Origin of the sequence: Sphingobium subterraneum (assembly GCF_014199435.1) — a bacterium.
Taxonomy (GTDB): domain Bacteria; phylum Pseudomonadota; class Alphaproteobacteria; order Sphingomonadales; family Sphingomonadaceae; genus Sphingobium; species Sphingobium subterraneum.
The window spans coordinates 72,547-87,182 of sequence record NZ_JACIJP010000005.1; the positions used below are offsets into that span (position 1 = coordinate 72,547).

The 14,636-nt window shown below is 63.0% G+C and carries 11 protein-coding genes and 1 tRNA gene; 6 read left to right on the top strand and 6 right to left on the bottom strand.

Going from position 1 to position 14,636, the window contains the following annotated elements; all coding sequences use genetic code 11:
- Positions 1 to 40: 40 nt before the first annotated feature.
- The 3 genes from FHS92_RS13965 (at position 41) to FHS92_RS13975 (ending at position 3,451) form a co-directional block, all read left to right on the top strand.
- Positions 41 to 1,819, top strand: coding sequence for a methyl-accepting chemotaxis protein (locus FHS92_RS13965; protein WP_184081359.1), 1,779 nt, complete (start codon positions 41 to 43; stop codon positions 1,817 to 1,819).
- A 136-nt stretch (positions 1,820 to 1,955) separates the two neighbouring features.
- Positions 1,956 to 3,329, top strand: a complete 1,374-nt coding sequence (locus FHS92_RS13970; RefSeq protein ID WP_184081360.1) for a class II 3-deoxy-7-phosphoheptulonate synthase — start codon at positions 1,956 to 1,958, stop codon at positions 3,327 to 3,329.
- A gap of 47 nt (positions 3,330 to 3,376) precedes the next feature.
- A tRNA-Glu gene (locus FHS92_RS13975) sits at positions 3,377 to 3,451 on the top strand.
- A gap of 98 nt (positions 3,452 to 3,549) precedes the next feature.
- On the opposite strand, the gene FHS92_RS13980 is transcribed toward FHS92_RS13975, so the two are convergent.
- Complete coding sequence (locus FHS92_RS13980; RefSeq protein WP_184081361.1) at positions 3,550 to 4,245, bottom strand: arylesterase; 696 nt, start codon at positions 4,243 to 4,245, stop codon at positions 3,550 to 3,552.
- A 17-nt stretch (positions 4,246 to 4,262) separates the two neighbouring features.
- On the opposite strand from FHS92_RS13980, the gene FHS92_RS13985 reads away from it, so the two are divergent.
- Positions 4,263 to 4,952, top strand: a complete 690-nt coding sequence (locus FHS92_RS13985) for an ABC transporter ATP-binding protein (RefSeq protein ID WP_184081362.1) — start codon at positions 4,263 to 4,265, stop codon at positions 4,950 to 4,952.
- On the top strand, positions 4,949 to 7,474 hold the full coding sequence (locus tag FHS92_RS13990) for an ABC transporter permease (protein ID WP_184081363.1): 2,526 nt from the start codon (positions 4,949 to 4,951) through the stop codon (positions 7,472 to 7,474). The genes FHS92_RS13985 and FHS92_RS13990 overlap by 4 nt, the downstream gene beginning before the upstream one ends.
- Positions 7,475 to 7,503: 29 nt before the next feature.
- Here the strand turns inward: FHS92_RS13990 and FHS92_RS13995 are convergent, their stop codons facing one another.
- The 5 genes from FHS92_RS13995 to FHS92_RS14015 all read right to left on the bottom strand — a co-directional run bounded on the left by FHS92_RS13995 (position 7,504) and on the right by FHS92_RS14015 (position 13,382).
- The gene (locus FHS92_RS13995) at positions 7,504 to 9,300 is read right to left on the bottom strand and encodes an acyl-CoA dehydrogenase C-terminal domain-containing protein (protein WP_184081364.1); all 1,797 of its coding nucleotides are present in this window, start codon (positions 9,298 to 9,300) and stop codon (positions 7,504 to 7,506) included.
- Between the two features lie 102 nt (positions 9,301 to 9,402).
- Complete coding sequence (locus tag FHS92_RS14000) at positions 9,403 to 9,879, bottom strand: MaoC family dehydratase (RefSeq protein WP_184081365.1); 477 nt, start codon at positions 9,877 to 9,879, stop codon at positions 9,403 to 9,405.
- Positions 9,879 to 11,051 carry an acetyl-CoA C-acyltransferase gene (locus tag FHS92_RS14005; protein ID WP_184081366.1) on the bottom strand — a complete coding sequence of 391 codons (1,173 nt, stop codon included), beginning with the start codon at positions 11,049 to 11,051 and terminating at the stop codon, positions 9,879 to 9,881. The genes FHS92_RS14000 and FHS92_RS14005 overlap by 1 nt, the downstream gene beginning before the upstream one ends.
- Entirely contained in the window at positions 11,051 to 11,977 is a 927-nt protein-coding gene (locus FHS92_RS14010) for an SDR family NAD(P)-dependent oxidoreductase (RefSeq protein ID WP_184081367.1), read from the bottom strand. Before FHS92_RS14010 ends, FHS92_RS14005 begins: the two co-directional genes overlap by 1 nt.
- 127 nt (positions 11,978 to 12,104) lie before the next feature.
- Complete coding sequence (locus FHS92_RS14015; RefSeq protein WP_221231074.1) at positions 12,105 to 13,382, bottom strand: TetR/AcrR family transcriptional regulator; 1,278 nt, start codon at positions 13,380 to 13,382, stop codon at positions 12,105 to 12,107.
- Between the two features lie 188 nt (positions 13,383 to 13,570).
- Between FHS92_RS14015 and FHS92_RS14020 the strand changes: the two genes are divergently transcribed.
- On the top strand, positions 13,571 to 14,635 hold the full coding sequence (locus tag FHS92_RS14020) for an AI-2E family transporter (protein ID WP_184081369.1): 1,065 nt from the start codon (positions 13,571 to 13,573) through the stop codon (positions 14,633 to 14,635).
- Position 14,636: the final 1 nt, after the last annotated feature.

Genomic DNA, 14,636 nt, shown 5'->3' on the forward strand with positions numbered 1-14,636 from the left:
TCCTATAATGCAACGACACATGTCGTGCAGGTGATCGAATATGACAATCAGGAACATCGTGCGTCTGGGTGCCCTGGCGCTGATCCTCTTGCTGTGCGGGGCGGCGTTGGTCGCGCAGTCGCGTATCGGGCTGATCCGGATCGGTGGACCGCTGGAGCAGGGCAGCCAGCACGCGTCCGACCTGATCGCCGATATCCTGCCCCCGCCTGCGTTCATCATCGAACCGTTCATGGAGGCGACGCTGAGCGTCGAGGATATCCGGGGAGCGGCGCCCCATATTGAGCGCCTTGCCGTATTGCGGAACGAGTATCGGCGCCGCAGGGACTATTGGATGTCGCAGCCCCTGACGCCCGAAATACGCGGGGCACTGAAGGTCGCGTTTCGCGATGCCGATGCATTCTGGGACGAACTCGATCTGCATTTCATACCCGCCATCCAGAGAGGCGACTATGACGCGGCGCAGGCCAGCCACGATAACGCCGTCACCCCCTTGTTCGTAACGCATCGGCGGGAAATCGAGGCAGCGGTTGCCCTCGCCGCGAAACATCAGGCCGGGTTGAAAGCGCAGGCGAACATCCATCTGCGCAATGCGCTGTGGGCGCTGACGGTGACGGGCCTTGCCATCGTTGCGGGCGTGGGCCTGTTCTGCTGGATCATACTTGCGCGGGTGGTGCGGCCTCTGTCGCGGATGACGGGCGTTATGCAAGTGATGGCGCAAGGCGATATCTCGCACACGATCCACGGAAGTGAACGGCGCGACGAAATCGGCGAGGCGGCCCGCTCGCTGATGATGTTCCGCCAGGCGGAGATCGAGAAGCGGGCTCTTGAGGATGCCGGACGCGAGCAGGAGCGCGAGCGCATCGCGATCATCGAGGTGTTGGGCGAGGCGCTGCGTCACCTTGCCGACGGCGATGTCAGCTTCCGCATCCACCAGCATTTCTCGGAACGCTACGAAGAATTGTGCCGGGATTTCAATTCGGCCCTTTCGGCGATGGGCAGCGCCCTGCAGGCGGTGGCGCGCGCGTCGGAAGCCATCCGGAGCGGGTCGGGCGAGATCGCGCAGGCGTCGCACGACCTCTCCATCCGCACCGAGCAGCAGGCCGCATCGCTCGAGGAGACATCGGCGTCGATGACCACGGCAACGGCGGCGGTGCGCGACGCGGCCAGTACCGCGAAGGAAGCGACGATCAACGTGCGCGACATGCACGATGAGGCGCTGCGCGGCGGCGCGATCGTCCATCAGGCAATCGGTGCGATGGATGAGATCAAGGGGTCGTCGGACGCGATCGGCCAGATCATCAGCCTGATCGACAACGTTGCCTTTCAGACCAATCTTCTCGCTCTCAACGCCGCCGTCGAAGCGGCGCGTGCGGGCGAGGCGGGGGCGGGTTTCGCGGTTGTGGCCGCCGAAGTGCGCAACCTCGCCCAGCGGACAACGGCAGCAGCCAATGATGTGAAGGCGCTGATCACATCGAGTGCGGATCAGGTGTCAAACGGCGTGGCGCTGGTGGGGCAGGCGGGCGAAACGCTCGATCGGTTGGTCGAACGGATGACGCATATCTCGGATCTGGTCCGCAGTATCGCTGACACGATCGAGACGGAATCGCTCGTTTTGCTTCAGGTCAATACGGCGACAGGCGATCTCGATCAGATGACGCAGCAGAACGCGGCCATGGTCGAGGAAGCAAGTGCGGCGGCGCGTTCGCTGGCGTCAGAGGCCAATGCTCTGACCGATCTCGTCAACAGTTTCCGGATCGACATGCCGGACAATGAGATGAGTATCACCCATCGCGCGGTCCAGGGCGCGATGGCGGCCTGAACGAGCGCAAGGGCGACAAGGCCGGCCACCGCTTGTGATGCGGCCCTGCGAGGAATATATGGAAGGCTTGCCTGAATCGGGTTCACCGGTCATAGGGCAATCCCGACTCTCTCGGGGCAAGCAACAGGAGCATAAGGTGGCGGCGAACTGGACGCCTGACAGCTGGCGGAACCACGAAGGGCAGCAGATGCCTGTCTATCGCGATGCGGCGGCGCTTGACGCGGCGGAGGGGCAGTTGCGCAATTATCCGCCGCTGGTGTTTGCCGGCGAATCGCGGGCGCTTCAGGCCGATTTGGCGCAGGTACAGCGCGGCGAGGCGTTCCTGCTTCAGGGTGGCGATTGCGCAGAGAGCTTTGCCGAGTTCCATCCCAACAACATCCGCGACACATTCCGCGTGCTGCTGCAGATGGCGGTGGTCCTCACCTTCGCGTCCAAGTTGCCGGTCATCAAGGTCGGCCGCATGGCGGGGCAGTTCGCGAAGCCGCGTTCCGCGCCTACGGAGACAGTCAACGGCGTTGAGCTGGACAGCTATCGCGGCGACATCATCAACGACATTGCCTTCACGGCGGACGGGCGCGAACCCAACCCACAGCGGATGGTTCAGGCCTACAACCAGTCGGCGGCGACGCTCAACCTGCTGCGCGCCTTTGCGCAGGGCGGCTACGCCAATCTGCATCAGGTGCACCGCTGGACGCTGGAGTTCATGGGCCGCAGCCCATGGGCCAAGAAATTCTCGGAGATGGCCGACCGCATCGGTGAGGCGCTGGATTTCATGCAGGCGTGTGGGATCGATGCCGATTCCGTGCCGCAGCTCAAGGGCACCAGCTTTTACACCAGCCATGAGGCGCTGCTGCTGCCCTATGAGCAGGCCCTGACGCGGCAGGACAGCCTGACCGGCGGATGGTACGACACGTCCGCGCACATGCTGTGGATCGGCGACCGCACCCGCTTTGACGGGTCGGCCCATGTCGAGTTCCTGCGCGGGATCGGCAACCCGATCGGCATGAAATGCGGGCCGAGCCTGGAGCCGGAAGCGCTGCTGCGTATGCTCGACACGCTGAACCCGGACCGGATCGAAGGGCGCATGACGCTCATCACCCGTTACGGGCATGACAAGATCGAGGCGGGCCTGCCCAAGCTGGTGCGCGCCGTGATGCGCGAAGGGCATCCGGTTCTGTGGTCCTGCGATCCGATGCATGGCAACGTCGTCAAGGCCGCGAACGGCTACAAGACGCGTCCGTTCGAGCGGATCCTTGCGGAGGTGCGCGGCTTCTTCGCGGTCCACCGGGCGGAGGGCAGCTTCGGCGGCGGTATCCATGCGGAAATGACCGGGCAGAATGTGACGGAATGCACCGGCGGCGCCATCGCCATCACCGATGAGGGGCTGGCCGACCGCTACCACACGCATTGCGACCCGCGCCTCAACGCGGCGCAAAGCCTGGAACTCGCGTTTCTGCTGGCCGAGATGCTCAACGACGAACTGGCGGAAAGGCGCAAGGCAGCGGCTTGATTCTTCGGGGACGAAGGTTTACCGCGTCCCCGTTCCGCTTTCACAGCGGCCCCTTCGTCTAGCGGTTAGGACGCGGCCCTCTCACGGCTGAAACACGGGTTCGATTCCCGTAGGGGTCACCATGAACGGAGGGGTTAGCCGAGTGGTGAACCCTTTCCCCCGCTGTTGCCCCATATGCGGACTGTCAGGCAGGATGCCGTCGACGTTCCAAGCCTTGTCTTTAGGGCGCCAGCTTATCGGATACCAAGGGGGCGATTTTGCCGACGATGATGTCCACCCCCGCCGGATTGGGATGGACGGAATCGGCCTGCATATACCGGGCGTCACCGATAACCCCTTCCAGGAAGAACGGGTACAGCGGCACGTCGTACGCCTTGGCCAACGCCGGATAGATCGCGTTAAACCGCGTGGCATAGTCCGCGCCCATATTTGGGGCGGCCAGCATCCCGGTCAACACGACAGGCAGCTTGCGCGCTTTCAGGATGTCCAGCATGGCGCGCAGGTTCTTTTCGCTCTGTGCCGGATCGAGGCCACGCAGCATATCGTTGCCGCCCAGCCCAAGCAGCACCAGATCCGGCTTGCGGGGCAGGCCATCGAGGGTGAACTCCAGCCGCTGCAGACCGGCCTGTGTCGTTTCGCCTGACACGCCGGCATTCCGGACTTCCACGTTTTCACCTTTTGCCTTCAGGGCTTTTTCCAGCTCGTGCGGAAAGCTCTCATTCTGGGCAACGCCATAGCCTGCGTAGAGGCTGTCCCCGAATGCCACGACCAGGTTGCCGTCCGCCTTGGGTGCAACGACCTGAACATCCGAAGCGTTGACGGTCGTAGCCTTATTAGCTGCGGGTTCACCGGAACAGCCAAGCAGCATTTGCACAATCAGTCCGCAGACCACATATGTTGGCCAGTGTCGCGCCATCAGGAGTTCCTTCGTTCATGCACGGATCGTCCGCTCCGCCCCATATCGCCATCGAAGCGCGGAATGTCACCCTGTCGCTCAGCCAGACCGAGATATTAAAGGGCGTCGATCTTTCGATCCGGCAGGGAGAGAGCCTTGCTATTCTCGGGCCGTCAGGCTCCGGCAAATCCTCGCTGATGGCGATCCTGTCAGGGCTCGAACGCGCAAGCGGGGGGAGCGTGCGGGTGGCCGATATCGATTATGGCCCGCTCGATGAGGACGGACTGGCGCGGGCGCGGCGCGGGCGGATCGGCATCATCCTGCAAAGTTTTCATCTGCTGCCGACGATGACCGCCATGGAAAATGTCGCCGTGCCGCTTGAACTGGCCGGGACGGCCGATCCCTTCACCCGCGCCGCAGCGGAATTAGAGGCGGTGGGGCTGGGCCATCGGTTGCATCATTATCCCGCGCAATTGTCAGGGGGCGAGCAGCAGCGTGTCGCCATAGCCAGAGCAGTGGCGCCCGGCCCACGCATCCTGTTTGCTGACGAACCAACGGGGAATCTCGACGGAGCGACCAGTGACGCGATCGTCGACCTAATCTTTGCACGACAGGTCGCCAATGACGCGACTTTGGTCATTATCACCCATGATCCCGCGCTGGCCGCCCGATGCGACCGCATCGTGGAAATGCGCGACGGGCACATCGTCTCCGAACGGGTAGCATGACCCAGAATCTCGACTGGCGCGGGTGCTGGCGGATTGCCCGGCGCGATCTGCAACAGGGGCTGCGCGGACTGCGGTTGCTGTTCGTCTGCCTGTTCCTGGGTGTCGGGACATTGGCGGCTATCGGCAATCTGACCGCCGCAATCACCGGCGAAATTTCCAGCAAAGGCCAAACGCTGCTCGGCGGTGACGTCGAGGTCGCCGTATCGCAGCGCACAGCGCATGAAGCGGAGCGGGCAGCCTTCGGCCGGATCGGGGTGACAAGCGAAACCGTGCGTTTGCGGGCCATGGCGCAACGAGCGGGCGGGAGTGGCGGTCCCGCGGCCGTGCTGACCGAATTGAAAGGCGTTGACGGCGCATATCCGCTCTACGGCACGTTGATGCTAAAGTCTGGCGCAGCGGGAACGCTCAAGGCCGACGAAGTAGTCATTGGCCAAGCGTTGGCCGACAGGCTCGCTCTCAGGCCGGGGCAGACGCTGCGCTACGGCAATGCGGATTTTCGCATCCGCGACATCATCGTCGATGAACCTGATCGGGTGGGCGAGGGGTTCACGCTTGGCCCGGTCGCGATTACAACGCTCGATGGCGTTCGTCGTACAGGTCTGCTTCAGCCGGGAAGCCTGTATCAGATCAAATACCGCATTCGCGCCGCACCGGGAACGGACGTGGGCGCAGCAGGTGAGGAACTGAAGCGCGCTTTCCCCGCATCCGGGTTCGAAATCAAGGATCGCGACCATGCGGCGCCGGGGACCAGCCGTTTTTTCGAGCGCATGGGGCAGTTCCTGTCGCTCATTGGGCTGAGCGCCCTTGCAATTGCCGGGATTGGCGTGGGCAACGGCGTGACATCCTATCTCGCCATGAAGCGTAACGGCATCGCAACGCTGAAGATCCTCGGAGCGTCGGCGAGGGACATATCCCGTATCTACCTGATGCAGGTCGGGATGGTCTCGGCCCTGGCAACCGGGTGCGGGCTGGTAGTCGGGGCGGCACTGCCCGCCCTGTTACTCGGCGCCATGGGCGATCTGCTGCCCGTCCAGCCTTCCTTCGCTGTGTCGCCGTGGCCCTTGCTGACCAGTGCCGCTTATGGCCTTTTGGTGGCTTTTATCTTCACGCTGCCGCCCTTGGCCCATGCCCGCTTACTGCCGGCCGCCGCGCTTTTCCGCCAGACGGTCGATACGAGGGGCGCGATGGACCGCAAGAGCCGCATCGCCCTGGCACTGGCCGGACTGGCCGCGCTGGCACTGGCGCTCGGAACCGCGCGCGAACCGCTGTTTGCCGCTGCCGTGCTGGGCGCTGTCGGGGCGACATTGTGCGTCCTTTTTGGCTTCGGCCTGCTGGTACGGCGGATCGCGCGGTGGATGCCCCGACCCAAGACACCGCTGCTGCGCCTGGCGATCTCCAATCTCTATCGTCCGGGGTCGCAGACGGGCGCGCTGGTGGTGGCGCTGGGGCTTGGGCTGACCCTGTTTGTGACACTTGCGGCGATCCAGTCGAGCCTCAATGCGGAAATACGCAATACCGTGCCGCGGACCGCTCCCGATCAGTTCGTACTCGACATACCCATCGACCAAAAGCCGGTGTTCGAGAGGATCGTGCGGCGTGAGGCTCCCAAGGCCCAACTCAACATCGTACCGAACCTGCGCGGCACCATCCTGGTCTATGGCAATACGCGGGTGGCCGACCTCGACGAATTGCCCAAGGACGCTTGGTTCCTGCGTGGTGAGCGCGGTGTGACCTACAGCGATCGCGTGCCCGAAGGGTCGGAGGTTACGGAGGGGCAGTGGTGGCCGGTAGGCTATGAAGGCCCGCCGCTCGTCTCGCTAGACCGCGACGTGGCAAAGGTCATGGGTGTCGGGATTGGCGATCGGCTGGTCGTGTCCATTCTGGGCCGGGAGATCGATGCCCGCATCGCATCCCTGCGCGAGGTGAAGTGGGAGACGATGGGCTTCAACTATATCATGGTCGTGTCGCCGAGCAGCCTACGCGGCGCGCCCCATAACCTGGCGGCAACGATCACCGACACGGCGGACGGGCCAGCCGGGGGGCGGCTGACCCGCGCGCTGTTGTCGGCCTTCCCGTCGGTGTCGATCATCGAGGTGGGGGAGGTTTTGGGTCAGGTCACATCGCTGCTCGGCCAGATGGCCACCGCGATTACACTCACCGGATCGGTAGCGATCCTTGCCGGTATAGCGGTGCTGGTCGGCGCCATAGCAGCCTCGCGGCAGGCCCGGGCGTATGACAGCGTGATCCTGAAGACGCTGGGCGCTACGCGCTGGCAGATTCTGGGCAGCCAGGCGATCGAATATGCACTGCTGGCGACGACCCTAGCGTTCCTGGCGCTGGGACTGGGGCTGGCGGCGGCATGGTTCGTGATCGTGCGGATTTTCGAGTTTGCCTGGTCGCCCGACTGGCTCCTGATCGCGATCACGCTGGTGTGTGGCGGGGCGCTGACGTTACTCATCGGCCTGCTCGGATCGATACCGATCATGTCCGTGCGCCCCGCGCAAGCGCTTCGGTCGCTCTAGGTGCTCTGCTTTTTGTAGCGCCTGCGGTGTTACACAAACTCGAGCTGTTCGGGAGTCCACGACAGGCAGACGTCGTCCAGCTCTTCGACCAGCGCGAACCCGGTGTGGACCAGTGGCAACACATACCGAAAGAAATAGCGGCAGGTGGTGATCTTCATCTCGTAAAAGGCGCTGGGCGCTGCGTCGCCTGTCTCGAGCGCGCGTGCCGCCACCAGTGCCTGCCACAGCCACAGCCATCCCACCACAACAGTGCCCGTCGCGTCGAGATAAAGGGTCGCGTTGGCGAGCGCCCGTTCCTGGTTGTCACAGGCGAGCGACGCGTCGGTTGCCCGTTGGAACGCCTCCAGCGCCGTGGTCAGCTGACGGGCGAAATCTGCAAGCGCCGGTACGACCGATGCCTGCTCAATCGTCTCGGTAATGCGTGCGACCAGCAAATCCCGTCCCCGGCCCCCTGCCATGCGGACCTTGCGGCCCAGCAGATCTATCCCCTGAATGCCGTATGCACCCTCGTGAATATGGTTGAGGCGGTTGTCGCGATAGAAGCGCTCGACCGGATGATCGAGCGTGTAGCCCGCGCCGCCAAGAATCTGGATCGCCAATTTATTCGCTTCCAGGCAATGTTCCGAGGGCCAGGATTTGGCGATGGGCGTCAGCACTTCCAGCAGCAGGGTGAGATCGTCCCGCTCGTTCCCGTCTGCCAAGGCTTGCTGATCGACGAGCAGGCCGCAATAGGAGCACAACGCAAGCGCCCCCTCAACCTGCGCCTTTTGCGCGAGCAGCATCCGGCGAATGTCCGCATGCTCGACCAAGGGCACCTGTGGCGACTGCGGGTCCTTCTGGCCGATCCGGCGGCCCTGTAGGCGCTCCCGCGCGTAGTTGCGCGAATAGAGATAGCCTGCCAGCCCCGACATGGTGGCGCCATGCCCTACGCTAATGCGCGCTTCATTCATCATGTGGAACATATAGTGCAGGCCGCGATGCGGCTCGCCGATCAGATAGCCCACCGTTGGCCCGGTTTCCCCAAAATTGAGCAGGCAGTTGGTCGTGCCGCGCTGCCCCATCTTGTGGTTGAGGCCAACCAGCGTGATGTTGTTTTCCTCGCCGACGGTTCCGTCCTCCGCGACGAGGCGCTGGGGTACGATAAACAGCGAAATACCCTTCACCCCGGCTGGGCCGCCGGGGATCTTGGCGAGCACCAGGTTGACGATGTTCTCCGTCATGTGATGCGCTGCACCGGATATCCACATCTTCGTGCCCGAAATGCGATAGGTGCCGTCCCCGGCGGGCTCTGCCCGTGTCGTAATATCGGAGAGCGAGGAGCCAGCCTGTGGTTCGGAAAGGCACATCGTGCCGGACCAGCGCCCTTCGATCAAGGGAACAGCATAGCGCGCCTTCTGCTCCTCTGTACCGAACGCCGCCAGCAGATGCGCGCCGGCGGTTGTCAGCATGGAGTAGTTCGAGATGCCCAGATTGGCGGCAGTGAACATCCCATTGGCTGCCATGCTGACCGAAAAGGGCAGTTGCAGCCCGCCCAGCGCATGATCGAACGCTTGTGCAGAGAGTCCGGCCTCCGCATAGGCCGCAAGCGCCGTCTGTACCTCGGGCATGATTTCCACACCGCCATTGACGAATTCGGGCGGAGACGCATCCAGCCGCGCGGCGGACGGAAGATAGAGATCTTCGGCAAGGCGCTGTGCCGAATCGAGGATCTGCGTCACGACCGCGCGGTCGCAATGGGCAAATTGCTCCGAGTTCAGGATGTCCGTGAGGTTGAGCATCTCGAAGAGAATGAAGTCGAGATTGCGGCTGTCGACGATGATGCTCACGATATCCTCCATATGGACGCGCCTAACCCGCAGTCACGAGCGATCAGGGCGATCCGTTATACAACTGTACCAAAATCAGGCTTAGCCCATGACAGACACTAGTCAGGCGGCGACCGGCTCCACCACGGCCAGGATGAGCCATTCGGCAACAAGGGTCGGCTTGTCTTCACCCTCGATTTCGACGCTGACGCCAAGCGTCGATTGCCACTGCCCCGGATTGCGTTCCGCAACATCCTTTAGAACGAATACGCCACGAACTTTCTGGCCTGATGCCACCGGCTTCACAAAACGCACGCTGTTCAAACCGTAATTAATGCCCATCTGCGTCCCCGCGATCGGCGGAACCGCGGACGCGACCATGGCGCTCAGCATCGAGAGCGAGAGGAACCCGTGCGCGATGGTCCCGCCAAACGGCGTCTGGGCGGCGGCCGCCGGGTCCACATGGATGAACTGTTCATCCTCGGTCACCTTGGCGAAGGTATCGATCCGTTGCTGATCCAGGGAAAACCAGCGGGACGTCCCGATCGTCGTGCCAATGCGCTGCCGGTATTCGTCCAGCGAGATCGCCGCGACCGTCATCACAGCACCTCGAACAGGCCGGCAGCACCCATGCCGCCGCCCACGCACATGGTGATCACGATATAGCGCACGCCCCGCTTCTTGCCCTCGATCAGTGCATGGCCGACCATACGCGCGCCGGACATGCCATAAGGATGGCCGATCGAGATCGAGCCACCGTTGACGTTGAGCAAATCGTTCGGAATGCCGAGAATGTCGCGGCAGTACAGAACCTGCACGGCAAATGCCTCGTTAAGCTCCCACAACCCGATATCGTCCATATTGAGGCCAAAGCGCTTCAACAGTTTCGGGATCGCATAGACAGGACCGATGCCCATCTCATCGGGCTCGGTGCCCGCAACCGCCATGCCGACATAGCGGCCCAGCGGAGCGAGTCCGCGCTGCTCGGCGAGCTTTGCGTCCATCACGACGCAGGCCGATGCGCCATCGGACAGCTGGCTGGCGTTGCCCGCCGTAATGACCCCGCCCTCGACCACAGGCTTGAGCGACCGCAGGCTGTCGAGTGTCGTTTCCGGCCGGTTGCCCTCATCCTTCGTCAGGCGGATCGCCTGTTGGGAGATGGCCCCGGTGGCCTTATCCTGCACGCCCATCGTCGCGTCGACGGCAACGATTTCCTGGTCGAACGCCCCGGATGCTTGCGCGGCGGCTGTACGCTGCTGCGACTGAAGCGCATATTCATCCTGCACATCACGGCTGATCTTGTAACGCGCTGCGACGGTTTCCGCTGTCTGGAGCATCGGCATGTACACATCCGGAACCATCGCGATGAGTTCCGGGTCGGGTGTGACGCGCAACTCCTTGGTCTGCACCAGCGAGATCGATTCTACACCGCCCGCCACCACGACATCCATGCGGTCGACGATCACCTGCTTGGCGGCCGTGGCGATGGACATGAGGCCGGACGAGCATTGCCGATCGATCGACATGCCCGCCACCGTGACCGGCAACCCGGCGCGCAGGGCAGCGGTGCGGCCGATGGTTGCCTGATGCCCCTGCTGGAGCGCGGCGCCGATGAGCACGTCATCGACTTCCGCCGGGTCGACGCCGGAGCGGCTGACCGCTTCGCGGATGGCATGCGCGGCCAGCGTCGGCGCGGGCGTCATGTTGAAAGCGCCCTTGTACGCGCGCCCGATCGGCGTGCGCGCGGTCGAAACGATAACGGCGTCGCGCATCACAGGGCCTCCTCGGCAGATTTCTCGATCAAACCCGCATTGGTGAGTTCGAGATGGCTCTGGACAAATCCGTTGGCGGGAATGAATTCTCCGTCGCGGTTGGCCAGCGCGTCCTGGTTGGCAAGAAGCTGTTCGGCGGCATCGGCCGCAGTCCCGACATACAGGCCGGGGGTGAGGGTGATATTGGCTTGCTCGAAACTGCCCGCGCCCGCGCAGAAAATCTTGCGGTTCGGGGCTTCTTCGGCGACCAGCGCCAGAACCGCGGGGCTGACTGCGCGGGGGTGGAGGGCGTCCAGCTTCTCCTGCGGCAACAACCCTTCGAGCATGCGCGTTGCAGCCGTGGGCGCGAGGCAGTTTACGCGGACATTGTTCTTCTCGCCCTCCAGACCGAGCGTCTGCATCAGTCCGACCAGCGCCATCTTGGCCGCGCCATAGTTGGACTGGCCGAAATTGCCGTATAGCCCCGAAGAGGATGTCGTCATGACGATGCGGCCGTAATTCTGTGCGCGCATTATGTCCCAAACCGCCTTGGTGCAGTTGACCGCGCCCATCAGATGCACGTCTACGACCATGCGGAAATCGGCCAGATCCATCTTTGCAAAGGTGCGGTCACGCAAAATGCCCGCATTGTTGACGAGGATGTCGACCCGTCCCCATGTGTCCACCGCCAGCGCGACCATCTCTTCGACTTGCGCATAGTCCGTGACCGACCCGCCGTTCGCGATGGCGTCGCCCCCGGCGGCCTTGATCTCATCGACCACCTTTTGCGCGGCGGAGAGCGAACCGCCGGTTCCGTCCGTGGCGCCGCCCAGATCGTTGACGAGCACCTTTGCGCCCCGGCTGGCCAGCAGCAGCGCATGCTCGCGCCCCAGGCCCCCGCCCGCACCGGTGATGACGGCAACCCGCCCAGACAGATCAATCGACATTGGCAACTCCTCGTTATTCGGGGTGCGGCGGGCACCCAGCAACAACCAGGAACGCCGCACAGCCCAATTCGTGAGCTTGCGCTACGAACCCGGAGTGGACTTGTCAATAATTTTTGAACGATTGTGCCTATTTTTGTTTGGAACTGCTCCAGTGCTGGTCTTTAGCCATCGCGCCCAGATCATAGGCGAATTCCGTGCGCACTTTTGCCAGCAATTCCATGTCGCCGCCCATCGAGAGGATGCGGATAAGCTTGCCGATAAACAGGGCGGGCATGATCCACGCATAGAGCGGAGAAGAACCGGGCATCACGGTCGCGAGAACCTGCAGCCACCGGCGCCGCTGTTCTTCATCAAGCCCCCACAATCCGGCGCGCAGCACGGGATCGCGCCGGGACTGGATATAAACGGGATAGCTTGCCCGGCTCAGGTCACGAAATTCGGTGGCCTCCCTCAGGAAGATGGTGGTCGTGACGTCGACCAGCTGGTCAAGATCGAGTCGGGCATAATCGATCGCGCTCATCACCGACCGGTAGCGTGTCTTTGAATTTTCGAAGAGGCGCTGCTGGGCGGCATTCGAGAGTGTGGAAATGGAGGGATAATAATAGGTCGGCGCGGCTGGGGTCAGTCCCGCCCTTTCCGCGACGCGGCGAAAAGACAGGGCTTCGGCGCCCTCGTCGATGAGGATATCCGTCGCAGCCGCGAGAATCCGCTCGCGCGTCTCGGCCGCTTTCTTACCCTTTGCAGGAGAAACCGGGGGCGGAGCGGGGAAGTGGGGCGCCGGGTCACCGCCCGCGCCGAAAAGCAGGCTGTGTGCTTCGCTTTCGGTCAACCTCAGGGGGAGCAGGATGAACAGGAAGCCGATTACCGTATCAATGGCCGACGTAACGGCTCCTTCGGCATCGTCGGCGCCCAACACCCCGGCGATTTCTTGCCAAACCTCATGCAGGGCGCTGAACCAGTCGCGCGCGAGATGCCCCAGTTCGGGCTGCCGCGATATGTTTGCGATGATCTCACACCAGGCGACCGACGCGACGCTGTGCTTGTCCATGGCGTTCAAGACAAGTTTGAAGGCGAAATCGCGAAAAGTCGGCCGGTTGGCGTTGCCCCGGTGTTTGTCGGCGAAGCGATGGAACGCCGCGACATAGCCGTCGAGCAATTCCCGTGACGCATCGGCGATGATGTCGTTCTTCGTCGCATAATAATAGGTGGTTGCGGCCAGTGACACGCCGGCTTTGTTGGCAACGGACCTGTGTGTCATGCCCGCGATACCATAGTCTGAGATTGCGATAATCGCGCCTTGCGTAATTCGCTGTTGCCGGACCGCCGAACGATCCTGCTTGGTTTGTCTGCGCTGGACCGCAAGGTCGTTCCCGCTCGCCGGGCTTCGGGCATGGGATGAGGTCATGGTCCCGTCATAATAGGGGCCTGGGCGAACGAAAGGCAAATCGGATCGGTGCGTCCCTGCCGCTGCCAGCGGCTTTGTCTCTCGTACAGAGACGGGGCGATGTGACGGGACATAGCTATGGCATTGCGGGTTGTGCAGGCGCTATGAGGGCGGGCGCGACAATTGCCACCAAAAGGGGGAAACACACCATGCAGCGGCTCCAGAACCGAAGCTTCGCGGTCTTCACCCTTGCTGTGACACTGCTGTTTGCGTGGATACTCCAGCCGTTTTTCGGCGCCATTCTCTGGGGTGTCGTGGCCGCTATCCTGTTCGCGCCGGTAAACGAGCGACTGTTGCGACGATGGCCTCGGCGTCGAAATCTTGCCACAGGGGCGACGCTCCTGCTGATCGTGGCGCTGGTGATCGTACCGACGATGGTCCTGGGTATGGCGTTGCTGCGCGAGGCGACGTGGGTTTATACCCAGATCCGGTCAGGCGAAATCGACTTCGGGCATTATTTCCTTCAGGTGCAGGCTGCGCTGCCGCAATGGGCGCACATCGCGCTGGAGCGCTTCGGCCTTACCGATTACGACGCGATCCGGTCACGGCTCAACAGCGGACTTGCCAGCAGTTTCCAGTTGCTTGCCGCCCATGCCTTCAATTTCGGGCAGAGCACGTTGAGCTTTTTCCTGTCGCTCGGCGTCATGCTGTATCTCACCTTTTTCCTGCTCCGGGATGGCAAGGCGCTAGCGGCTCGGCTGGAAACGATGGTGCCGTTGGCGGCAGACCGACGACAGGCGATCCTCGAAAAGTTCGTTACCGTGGTGCAGGCGACGATCAAGGGGAGTATCATTGTCGCGATCGTGCAGGGAATCATCGGCGGTGTGGTGTTCTGGGCCCTGGGCGTGCATGCCGCGCTGCTGTGGGGGGTGTCGATGGGCCTTTTCTCGCTGCTTCCCGCGATCGGGACCGGGCTCGTCTGGGTGCCGGTCGCGCTGTACCTGCTGCTGACCGGCGCGGTGTGGAAGGGGGCGGTGCTGGTGTTTTGCGGACTGTTCGTCATCGGCATGGTGGACAACGTGCTGCGCCCCATTCTGGTGGGGCGAGACACGCGCCTGCCGGATTATGTCGTGTTGATCTCTACGCTTGGCGGGCTGGAAGTGTTCGGCTTCAATGGGTTCATCATCGGGCCGGTGGTCGCCGCGCTGTTTATCGCGGTGTGGCAGATCCTGGCAAAGGAAGGCGAGAAGCCGGCCGCTGCCCTGAACGATTGAC